The 22,222-nt window shown below is 66.5% G+C and carries 21 protein-coding genes; 11 read left to right on the plus strand and 10 right to left on the minus strand.

What is annotated here, in order from left to right; all coding sequences use genetic code 11:
• The first annotated feature begins 121 nt into the window (after positions 1-121).
• The 5 genes from ACO07K_RS22925 (at position 122) to ychF (ending at position 5,232) form a co-directional block, all read left to right on the plus strand.
• Entirely contained in the window at positions 122-1,591 is a 1,470-nt protein-coding gene (locus ACO07K_RS22925) for a M81 family metallopeptidase (RefSeq protein WP_422031969.1), read from the plus strand.
• Positions 1,592-1,767: 176 nt separating this feature from the next.
• Positions 1,768-2,700, plus strand: a complete 933-nt coding sequence (locus ACO07K_RS22930; protein WP_298318850.1) for a ribose-phosphate pyrophosphokinase — start codon at positions 1,768-1,770, stop codon at positions 2,698-2,700.
• 75 nt (positions 2,701-2,775) lie between these two features.
• On the plus strand, positions 2,776-3,465 hold the full coding sequence (locus ACO07K_RS22935) for a 50S ribosomal protein L25/general stress protein Ctc (RefSeq protein ID WP_298318847.1): 690 nt from the start codon (positions 2,776-2,778) through the stop codon (positions 3,463-3,465).
• Positions 3,466-3,492: 27 nt separating this feature from the next.
• A complete protein-coding gene (gene pth, locus ACO07K_RS22940) occupies positions 3,493-4,131 on the plus strand; it encodes an aminoacyl-tRNA hydrolase (protein ID WP_422031972.1) in 639 nt (212 codons plus the stop codon).
• Between the two features lie 3 nt (positions 4,132-4,134).
• Positions 4,135-5,232: a redox-regulated ATPase YchF gene (gene ychF, locus ACO07K_RS22945; RefSeq protein ID WP_422031974.1), complete on the plus strand. Its 1,098-nt coding sequence runs from the start codon at positions 4,135-4,137 to the stop codon at positions 5,230-5,232.
• 162 nt (positions 5,233-5,394) lie between these two features.
• Here ychF and ACO07K_RS22950 read toward each other — a convergent pair whose 3' ends face one another.
• Complete coding sequence (locus ACO07K_RS22950) at positions 5,395-7,329, minus strand: PhoX family protein (protein ID WP_422031976.1); 1,935 nt, start codon at positions 7,327-7,329, stop codon at positions 5,395-5,397.
• 155 nt (positions 7,330-7,484) lie between these two features.
• Here ACO07K_RS22950 and ACO07K_RS22955 point away from each other — a divergent pair, with 155 nt between their 5' ends.
• Complete coding sequence (locus ACO07K_RS22955) at positions 7,485-8,855, plus strand: esterase-like activity of phytase family protein (protein ID WP_422031978.1); 1,371 nt, start codon at positions 7,485-7,487, stop codon at positions 8,853-8,855.
• Here ACO07K_RS22955 and ACO07K_RS22960 read toward each other — a convergent pair whose 3' ends face one another.
• The 5 genes from ACO07K_RS22960 to ACO07K_RS22980 all read right to left on the minus strand — a co-directional run bounded on the left by ACO07K_RS22960 (position 8,856) and on the right by ACO07K_RS22980 (position 13,571).
• Positions 8,856-10,364, minus strand: a complete 1,509-nt coding sequence (locus tag ACO07K_RS22960; protein WP_422031980.1) for a tripartite tricarboxylate transporter permease — start codon at positions 10,362-10,364, stop codon at positions 8,856-8,858. It lies immediately after the preceding gene.
• Positions 10,365-10,368: 4 nt separating this feature from the next.
• Positions 10,369-10,854, minus strand: a complete 486-nt coding sequence (locus ACO07K_RS22965; protein ID WP_422031982.1) for a tripartite tricarboxylate transporter TctB family protein — start codon at positions 10,852-10,854, stop codon at positions 10,369-10,371.
• A gap of 2 nt (positions 10,855-10,856) precedes the next feature.
• On the minus strand, positions 10,857-11,837 hold the full coding sequence (locus ACO07K_RS22970) for a tripartite tricarboxylate transporter substrate binding protein (protein ID WP_422031984.1): 981 nt from the start codon (positions 11,835-11,837) through the stop codon (positions 10,857-10,859).
• A gap of 45 nt (positions 11,838-11,882) precedes the next feature.
• Positions 11,883-12,809, minus strand: a complete 927-nt coding sequence (locus tag ACO07K_RS22975; RefSeq protein ID WP_422036694.1) for a tripartite tricarboxylate transporter substrate binding protein — start codon at positions 12,807-12,809, stop codon at positions 11,883-11,885.
• A gap of 138 nt (positions 12,810-12,947) precedes the next feature.
• Positions 12,948-13,571: an FMN-binding negative transcriptional regulator gene (locus ACO07K_RS22980; protein ID WP_422031986.1), complete on the minus strand. Its 624-nt coding sequence runs from the start codon at positions 13,569-13,571 to the stop codon at positions 12,948-12,950.
• A gap of 67 nt (positions 13,572-13,638) precedes the next feature.
• Here ACO07K_RS22980 and ACO07K_RS22985 point away from each other — a divergent pair, with 67 nt between their 5' ends.
• From ACO07K_RS22985 to ACO07K_RS22995, 3 genes are read left to right on the plus strand one after another with little or no spacing between them, the layout of a single operon-like run.
• The gene (locus tag ACO07K_RS22985; protein ID WP_422031988.1) at positions 13,639-14,310 is read left to right on the plus strand and encodes a dienelactone hydrolase family protein; all 672 of its coding nucleotides are present in this window, start codon (positions 13,639-13,641) and stop codon (positions 14,308-14,310) included.
• A gap of 6 nt (positions 14,311-14,316) precedes the next feature.
• A complete protein-coding gene (locus ACO07K_RS22990) occupies positions 14,317-15,567 on the plus strand; it encodes a CaiB/BaiF CoA transferase family protein (RefSeq protein WP_422031990.1) in 1,251 nt (416 codons plus the stop codon).
• Positions 15,564-16,457 carry an HpcH/HpaI aldolase/citrate lyase family protein gene (locus ACO07K_RS22995; RefSeq protein WP_422031992.1) on the plus strand — a complete coding sequence of 298 codons (894 nt, stop codon included), beginning with the start codon at positions 15,564-15,566 and terminating at the stop codon, positions 16,455-16,457. The genes ACO07K_RS22990 and ACO07K_RS22995 overlap by 4 nt, the downstream gene beginning before the upstream one ends.
• A 195-nt stretch (positions 16,458-16,652) precedes the next feature.
• Here the strand turns inward: ACO07K_RS22995 and ACO07K_RS23000 are convergent, their stop codons facing one another.
• Genes ACO07K_RS23000 through petA form a run of 3 tightly spaced genes read right to left on the minus strand, consistent with a single transcriptional unit; the run spans position 16,653 to position 19,300 of the window.
• Positions 16,653-17,450, minus strand: a complete 798-nt coding sequence (locus tag ACO07K_RS23000) for a cytochrome c1 (protein WP_422031994.1) — start codon at positions 17,448-17,450, stop codon at positions 16,653-16,655.
• A 5-nt stretch (positions 17,451-17,455) separates the two neighbouring features.
• On the minus strand, positions 17,456-18,691 hold the full coding sequence (locus tag ACO07K_RS23005; protein WP_422031996.1) for a cytochrome b: 1,236 nt from the start codon (positions 18,689-18,691) through the stop codon (positions 17,456-17,458).
• Between the two features lie 42 nt (positions 18,692-18,733).
• Positions 18,734-19,300, minus strand: a complete 567-nt coding sequence (gene petA / locus ACO07K_RS23010; protein ID WP_422008609.1) for a ubiquinol-cytochrome c reductase iron-sulfur subunit — start codon at positions 19,298-19,300, stop codon at positions 18,734-18,736.
• Positions 19,301-19,459: 159 nt separating this feature from the next.
• Between petA and ACO07K_RS23015 the strand changes: the two genes are divergently transcribed.
• Together ACO07K_RS23015 and hemF are read left to right on the plus strand one after the other, a co-directional pair.
• Positions 19,460-19,918, plus strand: a complete 459-nt coding sequence (locus ACO07K_RS23015; RefSeq protein ID WP_422031998.1) for a tRNA (cytidine(34)-2'-O)-methyltransferase — start codon at positions 19,460-19,462, stop codon at positions 19,916-19,918.
• Positions 19,915-20,841, plus strand: coding sequence for an oxygen-dependent coproporphyrinogen oxidase (hemF, locus tag ACO07K_RS23020; RefSeq protein WP_422032000.1), 927 nt, complete (start codon positions 19,915-19,917; stop codon positions 20,839-20,841). Before ACO07K_RS23015 ends, hemF begins: the two co-directional genes overlap by 4 nt.
• Before the next feature lie 216 nt (positions 20,842-21,057).
• Here hemF and ACO07K_RS23025 read toward each other — a convergent pair whose 3' ends face one another.
• A complete protein-coding gene (locus ACO07K_RS23025) occupies positions 21,058-22,206 on the minus strand; it encodes an AAA family ATPase (protein ID WP_422036695.1) in 1,149 nt (382 codons plus the stop codon).
• Between the last annotated feature and the right edge of the window lie 16 nt (positions 22,207-22,222).

The following is a 22,222-nucleotide window of genomic DNA, read 5'->3' on the forward strand; positions in this document are numbered from 1 at the left end:
ACGAGCCGGCACTATGGCCTTGCAGGCGGCCGTCGACAACCTGCCTGCTTTGCCCGCCGATGCCGCGCCGGTACACTCCACCCCAGCGTTCCAGCCACTGTTCAGCGAGTAACTCCTCCCAATGAAAAAGATCTTCACGGCGTGCCTCGGCACCGAGACCAACACCTTCGCCTCGATCCCGACCGGGCTCGGCCTGTTCGAGGAGACCTGCCTGTTCCGCAAGGGCAGCTACGGCGACAAGGTGCCGATGTTCGGTGCGCCGCTCGATGTCTGGCGCAAGCGCTCCGAGGCCAAGGGCTGGCAGGTGGTGGAGAGTCTCTGCGCCTTCGCCCAGCCGGCGGGCAAGACGGTGAAGAAGGTCTACGAGGCGTTCCGCGAGGAGATCATCGCGGACCTGAAGGCCGCCATGCCGGTCGATGCGGTGTTCCTGTCGATGCACGGCGCCATGGTGGCCGAAGGCTATGACGACTGCGAGAGCGACCTGCTCGCCCATGTGCGCAAGGTCGTGGGGTCGGATGTGCCGGTCGGCGTCGAGCTCGACCTCCACTGCAACATCGGCGAAGGCACGATGCGCGACGCCACAGTGCTGGTCCTGTTCAAGGAGTATCCGCATGTCGACGTGTCGGACCGCGCCGACGACCTGTTCAACGTCATGGAAGGCGCGATCGAGGGCCGCACCAGGCCGGTGATGGCGACCTGGGACTGCCGCATGATCGGCGTGTTCCACACCACGCGCGAGCCGATGCGCGGCTTCGTCGACAAGCTGATGGCGTTGGAAGGCAAGGACGGCGTGCTCTCGCTCTCCGTCGCCCATGGCTTCCCGTGGTCGGACATCAAGGAGATGAGCAGCCGCATCATCGCCGTCACCGACGGCGACAAGGCGAAGGCCGAGAAAATCGCCAAGGAGCTGGGCCAGGAATTCTTCGCCATGCGCCAGGCCACGCAGCCGCCCTATGTGACCTTGGAGGCCGCCATGGCGCGGGTCAGCTCGCACAACCTGCCCAAGCCCATGGTGCTGGCCGACGTGTCGGACAATGCCGGCGGCGGTGCCGCTTCGGATTCGACCTTCGTCCTGAAGGCGTTGCTCGACGGCAAGGTCAAGGACGCGGCGATCGCCATGTTCTGGGATCCCGGCGCGGTGAAGCTCGCCTTCGAGGTCGGCGAAGGCGCCGAACTCGACATCCGCCTCGGCGGCAAGCTCGGGCCGCAATCGGGCGCGCCGGTCGACGCCCGCGCCAAGGTCCTGAAGCTCGAGAAGAACGTGTTCATCCAGTTCGGCGGCACCCGCAAGGGCACCAGCCCGATCGGCGATGCCGCCGCCCTTCAGATCGAGGGCGTGACGGTGATCGTCAACTCCACGCGCTCGCAGTGCCACAGCCTCGACTGCTTCACCAAGCTCGGCATCGATCCCTCGACCAAGAAGGTCGTGGTGGTGAAGTCGATGCAACACTTCCACGCCGCCTACGCGCCGATCGCCAGCGAAGTGGTCTATGTCGCCGCACCCGGCGCGCTGGTGCCGGACTGGTCGCTGCTGCCCTACACCAAGGCCGACAAGACGCAGTGGCCGTTCGTCGCCAACCCGCACGCCTGAAGCGTGCGGGCTTCCGGGGCCCGTCGACCGGGAGCGGCGAAAAGCCCATATTTCAGGGCGTTTACAGCGCTCCGACTCATTGGTATGTTCCGCCCCGTCGCGGCCCGGGATGGCCGTTTTGTCGTTTTAGATCAACGGCTTAACCATGTCCCGCCCCGGCGCGAGGGCAGCGATTCATGAAAATTCTCACCGGCAACAGCAACAAACCGCTGGCCGAAGCCATTTCCGCCAAACTGGCCTTGCCGCTGGTCAAGGCCAACATACGGCGTTTCTCCGACAACGAGATCTTCGTCGAGATCCTGGAGAATGTCCGCGGCGAGGACGTTTTCGTCATCCAGTCGACGAGCTTCCCGGCCAACGACCATCTGATGGAACTGTTGATCACCATCGATGCCTTGCGCCGCAGCTCGGCCCGCCGCATCACAGCGGTGATCCCCTATTACGGCTATGCCCGCCAGGACCGCAGGGTCGGCTCCCGCACGCCGATCTCTGCCAAGCTGGTCGCCAACCTGATCACCCATGCCGGCGCCAATCGCGTGCTGACGCTCGACCTGCATGCCGGCCAGATCCAGGGCTTCTTCGATATCCCGCTCGACAATCTCTATGCCGGCCCGGTCTTCTCGAAGGACATCAAGGAGACGCTGAGCAACCGCAACCTCACCGTCGTGTCGCCCGACACCGGCGGCGTGGCCCGTGCCCGCGCCATCGCCAAGCGTATCGATGCCGACCTCGCCATCATCGACAAGCGCCGCGAGGCCGCCGGGATCAGCGAAGTCATGAACGTGATCGGCGACGTGAAGAACCGCGACTGCATCCTGATCGACGACATCGTCGATTCGGGCGGCACGCTGTGCAATGCCGCGGTCGCGTTGATGGACCAGGGCGCCACCTCGGTCTCGGCCTATATCACCCACGGCGTGCTGTCGGGGGGCGCGGTCGCCCGCGTCGCCGCCTCGCCGATCGAGAAGATGGTGATCACCGATTCGATCATGCCCACGGAGGCGGTGCGCGTGTCGCCGAACATCAAGCCGCTCAGCATCGCGACGCTGATGGCCGAGGCGATGAAGCGCATCACCGACGAGGCATCGGTTTCGAGCCTGTTCGACTAGGAATTTCAAGAGATCCGGCGATGGGCACCCCTGGAGGCCACGCCGCGATGAGAGAGCAACCCAAGGAGAGTTAAAATGGCAGAGACGACCAAAGTCGTCGCGAAGATGCGGGACCGGGCCGGCAAAGGGGGCGCCCGTTCCAGCCGTCGCGAAGGACTGATTCCCGCCGTGATCTACGGCGACAAGCAGCCGCCCGTGATGATCGCCGTCGAGCCGAAGTCGATCGAGCGCGAGATCCACAAGGCGGGCTACTTCAATCACCGCATGAAGATTGCCGTCGATGGCACGGACTATGACGTCCTGCCGCGCGACGTGCAGGTCGATCCGGTGACGGACAAGCCTCTGCATCTCGACTTCCTGCGCATCGGCCCCGACTCGATCATCACCGTGCAGGTGCCCGTGCGCTTCCGCAACGAGCTGGCCTCGCCCGGCATCAAGCGCGGCGGCGTTCTGAACGTCGTGCTGCACGAAATCACGCTGCGCACCCGGGCCGATTCCATTCCGGAAATCTTCGAGGTCGACCTGACCGGCCTCGAGATCGGCCACTCGATCCACATGTCGACGCTCAACATTCCCGAGAGCGCGCGCGTGGTGACGCGTGACAAGAACGCCACCGTGGCCTCGATCGCCGCCCCGACCGTGACGCGCGAAGCGGCCGGGACGGATGCGGCCGGGGCCGACGGCGCTGCGCCGGCGGCAGGTGCCGCTCCGGCGGCGGGCGCTGCAGCGGGCGGCAAGGCTGCCCCCGCTCCGGCGAAGAAGTAACGAGCGGGCGAAGGCACCGCTCCGTCGATGCTTCTGCTGGTCGGGCTCGGCAATCCCGGGCCGCGCTATGCGGGGCACCGGCACAACGTTGGATTCATGGCGGTGGACGAGATCGTCCGCCGCCGTGTCTTCTCGCCATGGCGTGCGCGTTTCAACGGCGAAGTGGCCGAAGGCCATCTCGGCGGCGAGCGCGTCATCGCCCTGAAACCCATGACGTTCATGAACGAGTCGAGCAAAGCCGTGGGCGAGGCCGTGCGCTTCCTCAAGGTGCCGCTCGACCGGCTGGTCGTCTTCCACGACGAGCTCGACATCGCGCCCGGACGGGTGCGCATGAAGAAGGGCGGCGGCGCCGGCGGCCATAACGGTCTGCGCGATATCGACGCCCATGTCGGCAAGGACTACCGCCGCGTCCGCATCGGCATCGGCCATCCGGGCCACAAGGACCTGGTGCTGCACTGGGTACTGCGCGACTTCGAGCGCGACGAGCGCGACTCCAAGGACGGCTGGGTCCCGAAGGTGCTGCACGCACTGGCCGAGGAAGCGGCGCTGCTGGTCGAAGGTGGCGCCAAGGCCGACGAGAAATACATGAGCCGGGTGGCGCATCTCGCGCCGCCTCCCGACCTTCCGGCCCGCCTCGACATCAAGGGCCTGGGCAGCAAAGAGTAGATCATGGGTTTCAACTGCGGAATTGTCGGCCTGCCCAATGTCGGCAAGTCGACCCTGTTCAATGCCCTGACCGCCACCCAGGCGGCGCAGGCGGCCAATTATCCGTTCTGCACCATCGAGCCCAATGTCGGCCGCGTCGCCGTGCCCGATCCGCGGCTCGAAAAACTCGCGGCCATCGCGGGGTCGGCCAAGATCATCAATACCCAGCTCGAATTCGTCGACATCGCCGGCCTGGTGAAGGGCGCGTCGCGCGGCGAGGGGCTGGGCAACCAGTTCCTGGGCAACATCCGCGAGGTCGATGCGATCGCCCACGTGCTGCGCTGCTTCGAGGATGGCGACGTCACGCACGTGAGCGGCAAGGTCGATCCGGTGAGCGATGCCGAGGTCGTCGAGACCGAGCTGATGCTGGCCGACATGGACAGCCTGGAAAAGCGCCTGCCCAATCTCGAGAAGAAGGCCAAGGGCGGCGACAAGGAAGCGGCGGCCGAGGCCCCGGTCGTGAAGAAGGCGCTCGACGCGCTGCGCGACGGCAAGCCGGCCCGCGAGGCCCAGCTGACGGACGACGAGCGCGCGGTGTTTGCCCGGCTGCAGCTCATCACCGCCAAGCCGATGATGTACGTGCTGAACGTCGAGGAAAGCTCGGCCGCGACCGGCAACGCGCACAGCGCCAGGGCCGAGGCCTTCGCCAAGTCGCGTGGCATGCCGTCCGTCGTGATCTCGGCCGCCATCGAGGCCGAGGTGGCGCAGCTGCCGCCCGAGGACCAGAGCGACTACCTGTCGTCACTCGGCCTCGAGGAGACCGGCCTCGCCCGCGTGGTGCGCGCGGGCTACGCCCTGCTCGATCTGGTGACCTTCTTCACGGTCGGGCCGAAAGAGGCGCGGGCCTGGACGGTGCGCCGCGAGGCCACGGCACCGCAGGCCGCCGGCGTCATCCATACCGATTTCGAGAAGGGCTTCATCCGCGCCGAAACGATCGCCTTCGACGACTATGTCACGCTGAACGGCGAGGCCGGCGCCCGCGACGCCGGCAAGCTCCGGCTCGAAGGCAAGGAATACGCCGTCAAGGACGGCGATGTGTTTCATTTCAGGTTCAATGTTTAACGCGCCTACGCGTTAAACATTGGCGGGCGTCAGCGCTTGTCATCAAGCGCGAGAGCCCGCGCCGTGCAGAATAGATAAGAACGCGAGTGGCCGCTCTTCCTTCGGCGCTCCCGGACATTGCTACGCAATGTCCTGACGCTCCTTGGCCGAGCTTCGCTCGGCCTACGAACCTATCCGCCCCCCACCCTTCTTCGTGATCGCGATCACCGACGGCCGTGGCGGCATGCCGTCCTTGAAGTCGGGCCAGCGGGTCGAGGGCTTTTCGAAGGTCGAGTTCCGGTCCTCGCCGGGATGCTGGATGGCGAGGAACAAGGTGCCGTCGTCCGGCGTGAAGATCGGCCCGCAGACCTCGGCGCCGGTCGGCGCCTGGTAGAAGCAGCGCGTCAGCGCCCGGCCGAAGCCCACCGTATCGGCGGCATAGAGACCGTCGGCCACGCCGGCAGCCGACGGCGCCCCGTCGGTCGCGATCCAGATGCGCCCCTTGCTGTCGAAGGCGATGTTGTCGGGGCAGCTCAGCCAGCCATTCTCCGAGGTCGCGCGATGATAGCGGGCGCCGGCATCCTGGCCGGGCTTGCCGGCCAGCAGGAAGATCGACCAGGTGCCTTCCGCCGCGGCATGGTCGCCGTCCTTCGGCGCGATCTCGATTATGTGGCCGTGATCGTTGGGACCACGCGGATTGGCCTTGTCGACCTGGTCGGGCTTGCGCCGGCCGTTGTTGGTCAGCACGACGTAGACGCGCCCGTTGACCGGATTGGTCTCGATGTCTTCCGGCCGGTCCATCGGCGTCGGCTTCAGGAGATCGGCGGCAAGGCGTGTCTTCACCAGCACGTCGCCCTGCGTCGCAAAGCCGTTCTCGGCGGTCAGCGGTCCCTGCCCCTGCACCAGCGGCAGCCACACGACCTTGCCGTCGGCCTCGAAGCGCGCGACCGAAAGCGTGCCCTCGTCGAGCAGGTTCTTGTTCGCCGCGCGATCGCTCGGGTTCCAGGGCTTGGAGGTGACGAAGCGATAGACATACTCGAAGCGCTCGTCGTCGCCACTGTAGAGCACCACGCGGCCATCCTTGGCCAGCGCATGGGTGCACCCCTCATGCTTGAAGCGGCCGAGTGCCGTGCGCTTCACCGGCGGCGAGGCCGGTTCGTAGGGGTCGATCTCGACCACCCAGCCGAAGCGATTGGGCTCGTTCGGCTCCTTGTCGAAGTTGAAGCGATCGACATGCTGGCCCCAGGCGTTGGTCGCACGGGCCACGCCGTAGCGCTTGCCGAGTTCGGTATCGGCCAGCCTTGCCGCCTCGCCGTCGAAGTAGAAGTGGAAATTCTCCTCGCAGGTCAGCCACGTGCCCCAGGGCGTGCTGCCGCCGGCGCAGTTGCCGAAGGTGCCCAGCACGCGCGTTCCCGTGGGATCGGCCGAGGTCTTGAGCCTGTCGTTGCCGGCGGCGGGTCCGGAAATCTCCATCGGCGTCGTGGCGGTGAGCCGGCGCGCGAACCGGCTGTCGGGCACGACCTTCCAGCCGTCGCCGTCGCGGGCGATCTCGATGACCGCGCCACCGACCGACGCCATCTCGACGCCGACCTGATCCTTCGTAGCCTTGAGCGCCGCGCCGCGGCCACTGCCCAGTCCGGCGAACATCAGGTTGGGGCTGGTATATTCGTGATTGGCGACCATCAGGAAGCGGTCGCCGCTGCGGCTGCCGGCCGGCAGCGGATAGAGGCCGAGATAGTCGTTGTTGTAGCCGAACCGCTTCTCCTGCTCGGCCGCCGTGAGGGTGGCGGGCTCGAAGCCCGTGGCGCCGCCGATGATCGGGTCGCCCCAGCGGATCACCACCTGCATCTCGTAGCCGTCTGCGACATGCTGCGTGCCGTCGAGCGTGTGCGCGAGTTCCTTGAAGGTGAGCGACGAAGGCCCGTTGGTCTGCGCCTGCGCGTCCGTCGTCGCGAACGGGCTCGCGAGCGAGGCTGCGAGGCCGGCGCCCGCGAGGCCGCGCAGCGCGTCGCGCCGGCTGAGGCGCCGCTCGATCAGCTCGCCGATCGACGGTTCGGTGCTGGCATTCACACCGATATCGTCGGGATCGGTGCAGTCGTCATCTTGTGCGGCGGCCATCTTCAACTCCTGGAAACGCATGGCTGGCGTAGCGGGCAATAATGGCGTTTCCGTTACGATCCTGCGCGCCCGGTGCCGCCGTCCACAAGGACCGTCAGTAAACCGTAGCGAGAAGCCTGTAGCAGGCGGATGTCACACCTCATGAAGAGACACCCATGAAAACGCATCTGCTGCTCGCGGCCTCTGCCACCGCCCTTCTGCTCGCGGCCTTTCCCGCCTCGTCTCAGACCAAGTTCCCCGCCACCCTGGAAGGCCACGCGATCCTGCCGGCGATGACCCTCGTCCCCGCCCCGGCCGACGCGCCGCAGGAGCTGCAGATCTCCGGCCGCTATGCCGGCCCGGCCGGCCGGCGGGTCGACGCGCCCGAGAGCGTGCAGGCCTTCTCGGCTCTCTCGGACAAGGCCGCGCCGCGTCCCACCGGCCTCAGCCTGCCGCTCAAGGGCCAGGCCGTGCAGGGCCTGTCCGGCATCAAGAACCTGAAGGACGGCACGTTCCTCACGATCACCGACAATGGCTTCGGCTCGAAGGCCAACTCGCCCGACTCGATGCTGATGTTCCATGTGGTGAAGCCCGACTGGAAGAGCGGCGCTGTCGAGCGCGTCTCGACCACCTTCCTCAGCGATCCGGATCGCAAGGTGCCGTTCCGCATCGTCAACGAGAACACACCGAAGCGCTACCTGACCGGCGGCGACTTCGATCTCGAATCGGTCCAGCCGATCGGCGACTTCCTGTACTTCGGCGAGGAGTTCGGCCCCTACCTGATCAAGACCGACAAGAGCGGCAAGGTCGTGCAGATCTTCGAGACCAAGGTCGACGGCAAGGTCGTGCGCTCGCCCGACCATCCGGCGGTCACGATGCCGGCTGCGCCCGGTCCGGTGAAATTCGAGGTCCGGCGCAGCAAGGGCTTCGAAGGCATGGCGGCTTCGCCCGACGGCAAGTTCCTCTACCCGCTGCTCGAAGGCCCGCTGGTGACCGAGTCGGGCGAGATGGAAGCCAAGGACGGCAAGCGCTTCCTGCGTATCCTCGAGTTCGACGTGGCCAAGGGCGAGTACACGGGCAAGAGCTTCAAGTACACGCTCGAGGCGCCGGCCAACGCGATCGGCGACTTCAACATGATCGACGCCAGCAGCGGCCTGATCATCGAGCGTGACGACACCGAGGGCGACGCGGCCCAGGCCTGCAAGGACGGCGCGGTGAAGGCCGACTGCTTCAACGCACCGGCCAAGTTCAAGCGCATCTACAAGATCGACATGGGCCAGGCCGATGCCGACGGCTTCGTGAAAAAGGTGGGCTACATCGACCTGATGGACATCCAGGACCCGAACAAGGTCGCGCGCGCAGGCGCCAAGGACGGCAAGCTCACCTTCCCGTTCTTCACCATTGAGAATGTCGACCTGATCGATGCCGACCACATCATCGTCGGCAACGACAACAACCTGCCCTTCTCGTCGGGCCGCGCGCTGGGCAAGTCCGACGACAACGAGCTGATCCTCCTGAAGGTCACCGACCTCCTGAAGGCGAAGTAGCTACTCGGTCACGTCGAGCGCCACCTTCTCGCGCTTCTTGCGGAGCGCGGGAAGGAGTGGCGCGATCAGCAGGAAGGCCGCGAGCGCGAGGCAGGCGACCGAGATCGGCCGCGCAACGAAGATCTCGAACGATCCCTGGCTCAGGATCAGCGACTTGCGCAGGTTGTTCTCGAGCATCGGACCCAGCACGAAGGCCAGCACCAGCGGCGCCGCCTCGTAGCCGAACTTGCGCATGAGATAACCCAGCAGGCCGGTGCCGATCATGACGAACACGTCGAACACGGCGTTGCCCGAGGCGAAGACGCCGACGATGCAGAACATCAGGATCAGCGGGAACAGGATCCTGTAGGGCGCCTTCAGCACCTGAACCCACATGCCGATCAACGGCATGTTGAGAACCAGCAGCATGATGTTGCCGACATACATGCTGGCGACGATGCCCCAGAAGACCTTGGGATTCTGGCTCATCATCAGCGGCCCGGGCTGCAGCCCGTGGATGACGAAGGCACCCAGCAGCAGCGCCATGATGACGTTGGGCGGGATGCCGAGCGTCATCAGCGGAATGAAGGCGCCGCCGGCCGCCGCGTTGTTCGCGGCCTCGGGTCCAGCCACGCCCTCGATGGCGCCCTTGCCGAAACGCTCGGGCGTGCGCGACAGCTTCTTCTCCATCGCATAGGACGCGAAGGAGGCGATCACCGCGCCGCCGCCCGGCAGCACGCCCAGCAGGAAGCCGAGCAGCGTGCCGCGCCCGATGGGGCCGGCGCTCGCCTTCAGGTCCTCGCGCGAGGGCCACAGGCTGCCGATCCGCGATTGCACGATGTCGCGGCGGATCTGCTGCTCGATGTTCGCCAGGATCTCGGCCACGCCGAACAGGCCCATCACGACCGGCACGAGGCCGATGCCGTCGACCAGTTCGAGGCGGTCGAAGGTGAGGCGCGGCATGGCGTTGATCTGATCCAGGCCGATCAGGCCGACCACGACGCCGACCGCCGCCATCAGCAGCGCCTTTGCCATCGAGCCCTGCGTCAGGAACGACAGGATCGTCAGGCCGAGAACCATCAGGCTGAAATACTCGGGCGGGCCGAAGGCCACGGCGACCTGGGCCAGCAGCGGCGCCACGAGCATCAGGGCGACGATCGCGAAGGTGCCGGCGACGAACGATCCCAGCGCGGAGATGCCGAGCGCCGGACCGGCCCGGCCGCGCTTGGCCATCTCGTGCCCGTCGATGCAGGTGACGACCGAGGCCGCCTCGCCCGGGATGTTCACCAGCACCGCGGTGGTCGAGCCGCCATACATCGAGCCGTAGTAGATGCCGGCCATCATGATGATGCCGGACTCGGGGGTGCCCGAGAGCGTGACCGGCAGCAGCAGCGACATGGCCGAGATCGGGCCGATGCCGGGCAGCACGCCGACCAGCGTGCCGATGAACACGCCGATGAAGCAGTAGAGGAGATTGACCGGATCGAAGGCGACCGCGAATCCCTGGTAGAGACCGGAAAGCACGTCCATCGCGTCAGCCCGCCAGCCAGGAGAGATAGGGAACGTCCTCGAGCCAGCTTCCCTTGGGAAGCTGCACCAGCAGGACCTTTTCCAGCACGTACCAGACCCCGACCGACGCGCCCAAAGCGATCGGGATCGAGAGCTTGGGGGCCACCGGATCGACGAAGGTCATCAGGAAGAGCAGCAGCGCCAGGCTGCAGAGCACGAAGCCCAGCTTCTGGAACAGGATACCGAAGACGATCAGGGCGGCGATCACCATCACGACGTTGCGCCACCGCGCGCCGCGCCAGAGATCCGCCAGCAGCGGTCCCTCGCCGCGCGCGCCGGCGACGGTGATCGACAGCGACAGGGCGCACATGAAGAGTCCGAGCCAGAAGAAGACGAAGCCCGAACCCGGCTCGTGCAGGGTACCCAGTTCGAGCAGCCAGCCCTGCCAGGTGACGAATACGCCGACACCCAGCCAGAACAGACCACCCCAGAATTCAGCGCGACGCAGCATGCTCAGCTCTTCTTGGCGAGCCCGAGCTGGTCCACGACCTCGCGCTGCTCGTCATACTGCTGCTTGGCGAACTTGGCGTAGTCCGCCGTGTTCATGTAGCGCTTGGGATAGTCGTACTTGGCCATCAGTTCGACCACCTTGGGATCGTCGAGCGCGGCCTTGAAGGCATCGTGCAGCTTCTGCACGACCGCAGGGTCGATGCCCTTCGGCCCGGCAAGCCCGAACGGCGAGTCGAGCGTCAGGTTGAAGCCCAGCTCCTTGAGCGTCGGCGCATCGGGCCAGCGCGGGCTGCGCTCCTGCGTCCAGATGCAGAGCAGGCGGAATTTGCCGGCATCGACCAGCGGCGCCCAGCCGGTTGCATCGGCGTCGGCCATGACGTGGCCGCCCTCCAGCGCCGCCCAGCCTTCGGGCCCGCCCTTGAAGGGCACGTGGGTGAACTTCACGCCGGCCTTGTGGGCGATCTGCTCCATGCCGATGTGCAGCGAACTGCCGGCCCCCGGGGTCGCGTAGGTGAACTTGCCCGGGTTGGCCTTGGCGAAGGCGATGACGTCCTGAAAGGTCTTGAGAGGCGAATCCGCCCGCACCACCACGCCGAACGTGTAGGCCGAGGTGTGGAGGATCCAGGTGAAGTCCTTCATCGGGTCGTACGGCGTCTTCTGCATGTGCGGCAGGCGGAAGATCGTCACCGGCATCTGCGCGATCGTATAGCCGTCGGGCTTGGCGGTCGCGGCCATGCTGGCGGGGCCGCTGGTTCCCGAACCGCCGGTGCGGTTGTCGATCACCACCGGCTGGCCGAGAATCTTGGCCGCGGCGTCGCCCAGCGCGCGATGCCAGACGTCGACGCCGCTGCCGGCCGGCCACGGCATGATCAGCGTGATCGGCTTGTTGGGAAAATCCTTGGCCCCCTGGGCATAGCCGATGGCGGGCGCGAGAGCGGCGGACGCGACCGCACCCGACGCCGCAATGAACGAACGACGACGCATGAATTCCTCCCTTGTTGTGTTCTTCCCCGCTCTCTCCGGGGCGGACTAGCTCTTGGCGGCCAGTCCGAGCTTCTCCAATGCAGCCTTCTCCTCGGCGTAGAGTTGGCGGGCGAACTTGTCGTAGGCCGCCGCGGGCATGTAGCGCGGCGACATGTCGTACTTCTCCAGGGTCGCGATGACGTCCTTGTCCTCGAGCGCGATCTTGAAGGCCTCGTCGAGCTTCTTCACCGTGGCCGGGTCCATGCCCTTCGGACCACCCATGCCGAACGGCGAGTCGAACACCATGTCGAAGCCGAGATCCTTCAGGGTCGGCACATCCGGCCAGTTCTTGGTGCGCTTCTCGGTCCAGACGCAGAGCAGGCGCAGCTGGCCCGCGTCGACCAGCGGCTTCCAGCCCGTCGAGTCGGCCTGCAGGGTCGTGTGCTTGCCGAGCACGGCAGCATTGGTCTCCGCACCGCCCTTGAACGGCACCATGGTCCACTTGATGCCGGCGGCGGCCGCGATGCGCTCCATGCCGATGTGAAGCGAGGTGCCGGCGCCGGGCGTGCCGTAGGTCACCTTGCCGGGATTGGCCCTGGCGTACTCGATCACGTCCTTGAAGGTCTTGTAGGGCTGGTCGGCCGCCGTCGTGACGCCGAACGTATAGCCGCTGAGATGCGCGACGTAGGTGAAGTCCTTCAGCGGATCGAACGCCGTCTTCTGCATCACCGGCAGCCGGAACACGGAGATCGGCAATTGCGACAGGGTGTAGCCGTCGGGCCGCGCGGTGGCGGCCATCGTGGCCGGACCCAGCGTACCGGAGGCGCCGCCCTTGTTGTCGATCTGGAAGGGCTGGCCCAGGACCTTGCCCGCCCGCTCGCACATGGCGCGGAGCGTGATGTCGCTCGATCCGCCGGCGGGCCACGGGACGATGAAGGTGATCGGCTTGCTGGGATAGGTCTGGGCGCGGGCAGCCGGCAGATAGAGCGGCATGCCGACGCCGGCAGCGATCACGGTTCCCAGACCACCTTTCACCAGACCACGACGACGAACGGTCATTCTTTCCTCCTTTTAATTGGCGAGGAAAGTGGCCGATGGTCCGGTCGATGTAAAGAGACTGCAGAACCTGTGTTACGGCAGGACGCGCTTCATCCAGTGGGCGGTCGCCTGCGCGTCCTGGTTGTCGCTTTCCGCGAGCTTCTCCATCACGCGCTGCCGGTCCTCCAGCTCGCGATTCTGGCTGAGCTTGATCTTGGTCTGAAGCCGCGCGAGCGGCATGCGGAAGGCGACGATGCCTCTGGTCTGCGCCTCGGCATTGCCCGGCGGCAGGCGGTCCAGCCCCCAGGACGAAGGATCCGTCCCCTCATACGCGGCCGCGAGCGTCGAGAGCACGTCGAGCGCGCCCTGCGTATCCTCGACGATCTGTGGCCGGCCATAGGCATGGACGGTGACGTAGTTCCAGGTCGGCACCTTCGGACCCGGTGTGTACCAGGTCGGCGAGACATAGGCGTGCGGCCCCCAGAACAGGGCCAGCGACTCCGCCGGCCGCTCGAACAGCTTCCAGTGTGGATTGGCGCGCGCCATGTGGCCGATCAGCGAACCGTGTTCGCTGCCATCGTCCTGCCAGAGCAGCGACAGGTGGGTGGCGAAGGGCGCGCCGTCTTCGTCGGTCGTCATCAGGAGAGCCCAGCTATGGGCCTTCATGACCTCGCGGCCGACCGCTTCATCGCCTGCGAAATGCTTGGGAAGATACATGGCTTGGATTCCTTGAACGGCGCGGGCTTACCATGGTCCAATGCCGGCCACACAGGGAGGATTATTCATGGGCGAAGATATCCGTCTTAAGTCTGCCGCCGGCGAGATCGGCGCCTATCTGGCTACCCCGGCGGGCACGCCGAAGGGCGGCATCGTGGTCATCCAGGAGATTTTCGGGGTCAACCACCACATCCGCGCCGTGACCGACAAGTTCGCGGCCGAAGGCTACCTGGCCCTCGCGCCGTGCTTCTTCGACCACATCAAGCCCGGCATCGAGCTCGGCTATACGCCGGACACGATTGCCGAGGGCCGCGGCTACGTCATGACGCCCGGATTCACCGAAAAGGCCGTGCAGGACGTCGAGGCCGCCATTGCCGACCTGAAGAAGCGCGGCGTGACGAAGGTCGCGGTGACCGGCTTCTGCTGGGGCGGCACCATCACCTGGCTGTCGGCGACGCGGCTCAAGCCCGATGCCGCCATCGCCTACTACGGCGGCGGCATCTACGGCGCCCGGGACGAGAAGCCCAGCGTGCCGACGATCATGCATTTCGGCGACAAGGACATGCACATCCCGATGACGCACGTGAACGAGCTGCGCCAGCTCCATCCGGGCGTCACGATCTACGACTATCCCGCCGACCACGGCTTCCATTGCGACGAGCGCGGCAGCTACGACGCAGCGGCGTCCCAGCAGGCCTACGCCCGCACGCTCGAATTCATGGCCAAGCACGTCGGCTGACGCATCTTGGCAAAGAAGCCCGCGAAGAAGACCTTCACCCCGGACGCACGCGGCCCCCTGAACGGGGTCCGCGTCGTCGACCTGTCGCGCCTGGTGGCCGGCAACGTCCTGACCCTGCAGCTCGCCGACTTCGGCGCCGAGGTCATCAAGATCGAGCCGCCGGAAGGCGACACGCTGCGCTCGTGGCGGGTCAAGGGCGTCGAAACGGCATGGAAGGTCTACAGCCGCAACAAGAAGAGCGTGGCTCTCGACCTGCGCTCCGACGCCGGCCGCACCATCGTGCGCGAACTGGCGAAGACCGCCGCCATCCTGGTCGAGAGCTTCCGGCCGGGCGTCATGGAAGACATGGGCCTCTCGCCCGCCGAGCTGCACGCCATCAACCCGAAGCTGGTGATCCTGCGCATTTCCGGCTGGGGCCAGGACGGACGCTATCGTCACAAGCCGGGCTTCGGCACGCTGATCGAGGGCTATAGCGGTTTCGCTTCGATGAACGGTTTCGCCGATCGCGAGCCGGTCCTGCCGCCGATGTATCTGGCCGACTGCATGGCCGCGCTGAACGGCTATGGCGCCGTGATGGTGGCGCTGCGCGAGGTCGAGATGAACGGCGGCAAGGGCCAGGTCCTCGACCTGCCGCTGTTCGATCCGTTGTTCTCGATGCTGGGACCGCAGGCGGCCAACCACAGGCTGACCGGCGAGGTGAAGGTGCGGACCGGCAGCCGCTCGACCAATGCAGCCCCTCGTAACGTCTATCAGACGAAGGACGGAAGCTGGGTCTGCCTGTCGGCCTCGACGCAGGGCATGGCGATGCGCGTGCTGGACAAGATCGGCCGGCCGGAACTGAAGGAGGATCCGCGCTTCGCGACCAACATCGAGCGGGTGCGCAACGGCGTCGAGCTCGACCGCATCATCGGCGAGTTCGTGGGTGCCCGCGATCTCGACGAGAACCTGCGCTATTTCGACGAGGCCGGCGTCACCATCGGCCCGGTCTACGACATCTCGCAGATCGTCCAGGACGACTACGTTCTGGAGCGCGAATCGCTGATCGAGATCGAGGATGCGGACATGGGCGAGCTGCCGACCCATCCGGTCGTGCCGCGCATGTCGGGCACGCCCGGTGCGCTGAAGAGTGCGGCGCCGCGAGTTGGCGAGCACAACGAAGCCCTCCTGAAGCCGATGCTGGGCGCAGAGGAATACGACAAGCTCTGTGCGTCCGGCGCGATCTCGGACGGCAAGACCCCGGGGAAGAAGAAGAAGTGAATCGGCCCGTCCCGCCCGTCTGGCGCTCGATCCTCTACGTTCCCGGCAACGTCCCGAAGTTCATCGACAGAGCGCACGAGCGCGGCGCCGATTGCGTGCTGGTCGATCTCGAGGACAGCGTGCCACCGGCGCAGAAGCCGGAAGCACGCGCGATGCTGCCCGACACGATGGAGAAGGTCGCGCGCGGCGGCGCCGACGTCGCGGTGCGCATCAACCGGCCGCTGCGGCTGGCGGTCCCCGACATCGAGGCGGCGGTGCGGCCCGGCCTCTCCGCCCTGTTCGTCACCAAGACCGAAGGCGTGCAGCATCTGCGCCTGCTCGACGAGGTCGTGACCGAACTCGAGCGTGAGCGCGGCATGAAGGTGGGCAGCGTGGGCTTCGCGGCGATGATCGAGCATCCACGAGCCCTCGCGGAACTGAACGACATCGCCGAGCGCGGGCCCCGCGTCATCGCCATGATGCTGGGCGGCGAGGATTTCGCGCTGGAGACCGGGTCGCTGCCGGGCGACGAGACGCTCGAACTGCCCAAGCGTATGGTGGCGTTCGCGGCGCAGGCGCATGGCGTGCCGGTGATCGGGATTCTGGGAACCGTCGCGGACTATTCCGATCCGACCGCCTACAGGAAGAGCGCCGAGCGGGCGCGCCGCTTCGGCTTCTCGGGCGGGACCTGCATCCATCCCGGACTCGTCGCTTCGCTGAACGAGGCCTTCACACCGACGGCGGATGAAGTCGCCTACGCGCGGAAGCTGATCGCGGCCGACGAAAAAGCCGCGGCTGAGGGCCGCGGCTCGTTCTCGGTGGATGGCAAGATGATCGACATCCCGGTGATCGATCGCGCCCGCCGGCTGTTGCAGCGATACGAAGCGATCGAACGGCGTCTCAAGCGTTAGCGCCGGAAGGCAAAGTGTCTTTCCGACGTAGATCGAGCCATTCGCCCTCTCATTGCTTCCCCATTCAGATGGGGAAGTGCCCCGTCATACGGGGCGATGGGGTCATGGGCGTCGAAACGCGATGACCCCTCCGTCGGCGATTACGCCGCCACCTCCCCATTTGAATGGGGAGGAAGTGACTCTAGCGCCTTTGCGTCAGTGCTTGTCGGCCCACACCATCCGCTTCACGGCATACATCAGGCCCGCGAGAGCGATCAGGAACAGGATGACCCGAACGCCGGTGCGCTTGCGGTCTTCCATGTGCGGCTCGGAGGCCCAGGCGAGGAACTCGGTGACGTCGGCGGCTTCCTGGTCGAGCGTGGCCTTGGTGCCGTCGGCGTAGGTCACCTTGTCGTCGCTCAGCGGCGGCGCCATGGCGATCTTGTGGCCCGGGAAGTACTTGTTGAAGTAGTCGTCCTTCTTGACGTCGAACTCCTTGATCTGCTCGGGCGTCAGCTTGTCGTACGGCACGTAGCCGGTAAGGATTCCGTAGATGTAGTCGGGACCGGCCTCGCGCGCCTTGACGATGACGCTGAGGTCGGGCGGGGCCTTGCCGTTGTTGGCGGCGGCCGCAGCGGCCTCGTTGGGGAACGGCTTCCTGAAGCGGTCGGACGGGCGGGCCGGCCGGTCGACCGGCGCGCCATCGTCGTTGAGATCGGAGATGGAGATGTCCTTGATCAGGCCCTTGACCTGATTCTCGGTCAGCCCGAGTTCGGTCAGGTTGCGATAGGACATCAACGACAGCGAATGGCAGGCCGCGCAGACTTCCTGGTAGACTTGGAAGCCACGCTGGGCGGCGGCACGGTCATAGGTGCCGAACGGCCCCTGGAAGTGCCAATGCTTGTGCGGCGGATGCTCGGTCCCGCCGGCCGCGATGGCGACGGTGCCGGTGGCGAAGGCCGCCAGCGCGATGGCGCCGGAGACCAGGAGATTGCGGGCGAAAGGCTTGCGCATGGCTCTTAGACCGCCTTCTTCTTGAGCACCGAGTCGGCGATGCTGGGAGGCAATGGCAACGGCCGTTCGATCTTGCCCAGGATCGGCAGCAGGACGAGGAAGTGCGCGAAGTAGTAGAGCGTCGCGAACTGCGACAGCGGCACCCAGAAGCCTTCCGGCGGCTTGGCGCCGCAGAAGCCCAGGACGATTACGTCGACCACCAGGAACAGCATGAACCACTTGTAGATCGGCCGGAACGTGCAGGACCGCACGCGCGAGGTGTCGAGCCAGGGCAGGATGAACAGCACCGCGATGGCGCCGAACATCGCCAGCACGCCGCCCAGCTTGTCGGGGATGGCGCGCAGGATCGCGTAGAACGGCAGGAAGTACCATTCCGGCACGATGTGCGCCGGCGTGACCAGCGGGTTGGCCGGGATGTAGTTGTCCGGATGGCCCATGTAGTCCGGCGCGAAGAAGACGAACACCGAGAAGACGATCAGGAAGCAGACCACGCCGAAGCCGTCCTTCATCGTGTAGTACGGATGGAACGGGACGGTGTCCTGCGGGCCCTTCGGGTCGATGCCGGTCGGGTTGTTCGAGCCGTGCACGTGCAGCGCCACGACGTGCAGCGCCACGACCGCCACGATGATGAACGGCAGCAGGTAGTGCAGGGCGAAGAAGCGGTTGAGCGTCGGGTTGTCGACGGCGAAGCCGCCCCACAGCCAGGTGACGATTGATTCGCCGACGATCGGGATGGCCGAGAACAGGTTGGTGATGACGGTGGCGCCCCAGAAGCTCATCTGGCCCCACGGCAGCACGTAGCCCATGAAGGCCGTCGCCATCATCAGCAGGAAGATGACCACGCCCAGGATCCACAGCAGTTCGCGCGGCGCCTTGTAGGAGCCGTAGTACATGCCGCGGAAGATATGGATGTAGACGGCGATGAAGAAGAACGACGCGCCGTTCATGTGCAGGTCGCGGATCAGCCAGCCCTGCGGCACGTCGCGGTCGATGCGCTCGACGGCGTCGAAGGCCATCAGCACATGCGGCGTGTAGTTGGTCGCGAGCACGATGCCGGTGGCGATCATGAGGACCAGCATCACCGTGGCGATCGCGCCGAAGTTCCAGAAATAGTTGAAATTCCGTGGCGTCGGGAACGTGTGATATTCCTTCTCGATATACGAGAAGATCGGCAGGCGGTGATCGACCCAGGCGATCACCTTGTTATTGAAGACCGGCGGCGTGCCGTGTGACGAGGCCATTCTGGAACTCCAGCGAGATCTGAGGCGGACGACCTGGGTCGATCAGCCGATGCGAACGAGCGAGTCGGAAGTGAACAGGTAGTCCGGAACCACGAGGTTCTTCGGCGCCGGTCCTTTGCGGATGCGGCCCGACGTGTCGTAGCTCGAGCCGTGGCAGGGGCAGAACCAGCCGCCGAACTCACCCTTGGGATCGCCCGGCTTGTTGCCGAGCGGCACGCAGCCCAGATGGGTGCAGACGCCGATCATGATCAGCCACTCGGGCCGGACCTTCTTGGCGGTGTCGGTGACACGCTTGTTGTCGGTCTCCGGATCCGGCAGCTGCGCCATCGGCACAGCCTCGGCTTCCTTGATCTCGGCCTCGGTGCGGTGCCGGATGAACACCGGCTTGCCGCGCCACTTCACGGTGACCGCCTGGCCGACCGCGATCGGCGTGACGTTCACCTCGACGGTCGACAGGGCCAGCGTGTCCGCGGCGGGGTTGAGATTGTTGATGAAGGGCCACGCGACGGCCGCGGCGCCGACGGCGCCAAGAGCGCCCGTCGCAACCATCAGGAAGTCGCGCCGAGTCGGGTCGCCGTGTCCGTGTGCCGATGTGCTTGAAGCAGCCATGATTACTCTCTTCCGTCCCCCCGAGGAGATTGGCGGGTATATAGCCGGGAAAGCCCCTTTTGTTTCAAGGCTCTGTTGGTCGCAGGCCCGATGCGCGGCATTCTGTGACAGCGTGCCGCATAAAGAGCCTTCCGCGACGCGGACCGGAGTAAAGAGTTCATGCGCCTGGCGCTGTTTCAGCCCGATATCCCTCAGAATGTTGGGGCTTTCATCCGCCTGTCGGCCGGGCTCGGCGTGCCTCTCGACCTCATCGAGCCCTGCGGTTTTCCGGTGGACGACAAGCGGATTCGCCGGGCCGCCCTGGATTATTACGACCTCGCCACCCTCGTCCGGCATGCTTCCTGGTCCGCCTTCTGCCGGGACCGGCCGCCCGGGCGGCTGGTTCTGCTGACCACGGCGGGGGCCGAGCGCCTGCCGGACGCCAGCTTCCGGGCGGACGACATCCTTCTGATGGGGCGCGAAAGCGCCGGCGTCCCGGCCGAGGTCCACGAGGCGGCGGACGCCCGGGTCCGCATCCCGCTTCAGCCCGGGGCGCGGTCGCTCAATGTCGCCCTGGCGGCGGCGATGGTATTGAGCGAGGCCCTTCGCCAGACCTCGGGATTCGAAAAGCTCGCATGACCGCCAAGCCCGCCCGCACCGCCACCGGCCCCAACGGCCCCTCGCCCCTGCCCGACGAGGCCACGATCGCCCGCCGCAAGGAGGAAGCCACCACCTGGTTCGCGGGCCTCCGCGACCGGATCTGCGCCGCCTTCGAAAGCCTCGAGGACGATCTGCAGGGAACCCACCGCGACCGCGCCCCCGGCCGCTTCGAGCGCAAGAGCTGGGAGCGCGAGAAGGGGCCGAACGGCGAGGATCACGGCGGCGGCACCATGTCGTTGATGCGCGGCCGCGTGTTCGAGAAGGTGGGCGTCAACATCTCGACCGTGTTCGGCGAGTTCAGCCCCGAGTTCCGCAGCCAGATTCCCGGTGCCCTGGAGGACCCGCGCTTCTTCGCGGCCGGCATCTCGCTGGTGGCGCACATGCAGTCGCCCCGGGTGCCGGCGGTGCACATGAACACGCGCTACATCGTGACGACGCGCAGCTGGTTCGGCGGCGGCGCCGACCTGACGCCGATGGTGCCGCACGAGCCCGACACGCGCGACTTCCACGCCGCGTTCCGCGCGACCTGCGACGCGCACGATCCGGCCTACCATCCGAACTTCAAGGAATGGTGCGACGAGTACTTCTTCCTGCCCCATCGGGGCGAGCCGCGCGGCATCGGCGGCATCTTCTACGACTATCTCGACAGCGGCGACCATGCGCGCGACTTCGCCTTCACGCGCGAAGTCGGCGAGACCTTCCTCGACGTCTATCCGAAGCTGGTGCGGCGTCACATGGACGAGCCGTGGACCGAGGCCGAGCGCGCGCACCAGCTCGCGCGCCGCGGCCGCTACGTCGAATTCAACCTGCTGCACGATCGGGGCACGCGCTTCGGCCTGATGACCGGCGGCAATGTCGAGGCGATCCTGATGTCCCTGCCGCCCGAGGTGCGCTGGCCCTGACAGGCCGCAGAAGTGAGCGGGTGTCGGGGCCAATAAACGAAATAATCAAAATAAACGAAACAATCGAAGCGAGAGTCGCACCCCCCTGAATCCGGTGCCCGTGGCGACCGTCGACAGATCAGGCCGCTCGCCAGTCCTTTTGAAAAACCCATTCCGTGGACGCGATGAAGCCTGCCCGAGGGGTACCGAGGGGCCACTCCGGTCGGGACGCCGGGATTACCGGGTTGGCCAGTTCCACATCGGCCGGTCTTCGTCCTGGGCGACGGTTTCGCCCAGTTCCTTGGCCAAGGTGATCCGGCGCCCGCCTGCCTGGGTCAGCGCGGAGACGAGGCGTTCGGCGTGGGAGACCACGATGATCTGCGATCGCTTGGCCGCATCGGCGATCAGCCGGGCGAGCGGCGCCAGCAGGTCGGGATGGAGGCTGGTTTCGGGCTCGTTCAGGATCATGAGCGAGGGCGGCCGCGGCGACAGCAGCGCCGCCACCAGCAGCAGGTAACGCAGCGTTCCGTCCGACAGTTCGGTGGCCTTCAGCGGCCGCAGCAGCCCGCGCTGGCGCATCTCGACCTCGAAATAGCCGTCGCTCACCGCGACATCGACCGACGCGCCGGGAAAGGCGTCGGCGATCGCCGCCTCGAGCTGGCCCTCGCTGCCGATCTCCTGGATGGTGGCGATCGCCGCCGCGAGATCGGCGCCATCGCCCGCGAGCACGGGCGTCCGCGTGCCGACCTGGCGGCGGCGGGCGGGCGCGTCGCCATCGGTGCGAAAGTGATCGTAGAACCGCCAGTCGCGCAATTGCTCGCGCATCGAAAGCAGCTCCGCGCCGTCCTCGGGATTGGCGCAATGGGTCAGCATGCTGTCGAACGGCTGGAGGCGCGTATAGGCCTGCCGGCGCTCGCCGTTCAGGTCGCGCAGCGTGACGGACGGACCGCGCCGTTCGGCGAAGGCGTTGGCGCGCTGCAGGACCAGCCCGGTCCACAGGGTCTCGGTCTTGATCACCGGATCGCGGCCGAACAGGCCGCCCGGGACCGGCAGGCCGAGATCGATCGCGTAGCCGTAGGACTCCGAGGCAAAGCCCAGCTTCAGGCTGATCGTCGAGTGGCGCACCGTGCCCTGCACCGGCTGTTCGCCGCGCTTCATGCCGCGGGAGAACTGTTCGGGGCCCGCCCACAGCACGGACGAGATGCCGCCTTCGAGCGCCAGCGACTGGATGATCCGCCCCTGCGCGACATCGGCCAGCAGCCGCAGGGCGCGGTAGAGGCTCGACTTGCCGCTGCCGTTGGCGCCGGTAACGACCGTCAGCGGCTCGATCTCCAGCCGCACGTCGCGCAGCGAGCGATAGCCGGAGATGCAGAGCCGCGCGACGATGCTCATGCTGGGCTCA

Origin of the sequence: Reyranella sp. (genome assembly GCF_965228225.1) — a bacterium.
Classification (GTDB): Bacteria; Pseudomonadota; Alphaproteobacteria; order Reyranellales; family Reyranellaceae; genus Reyranella.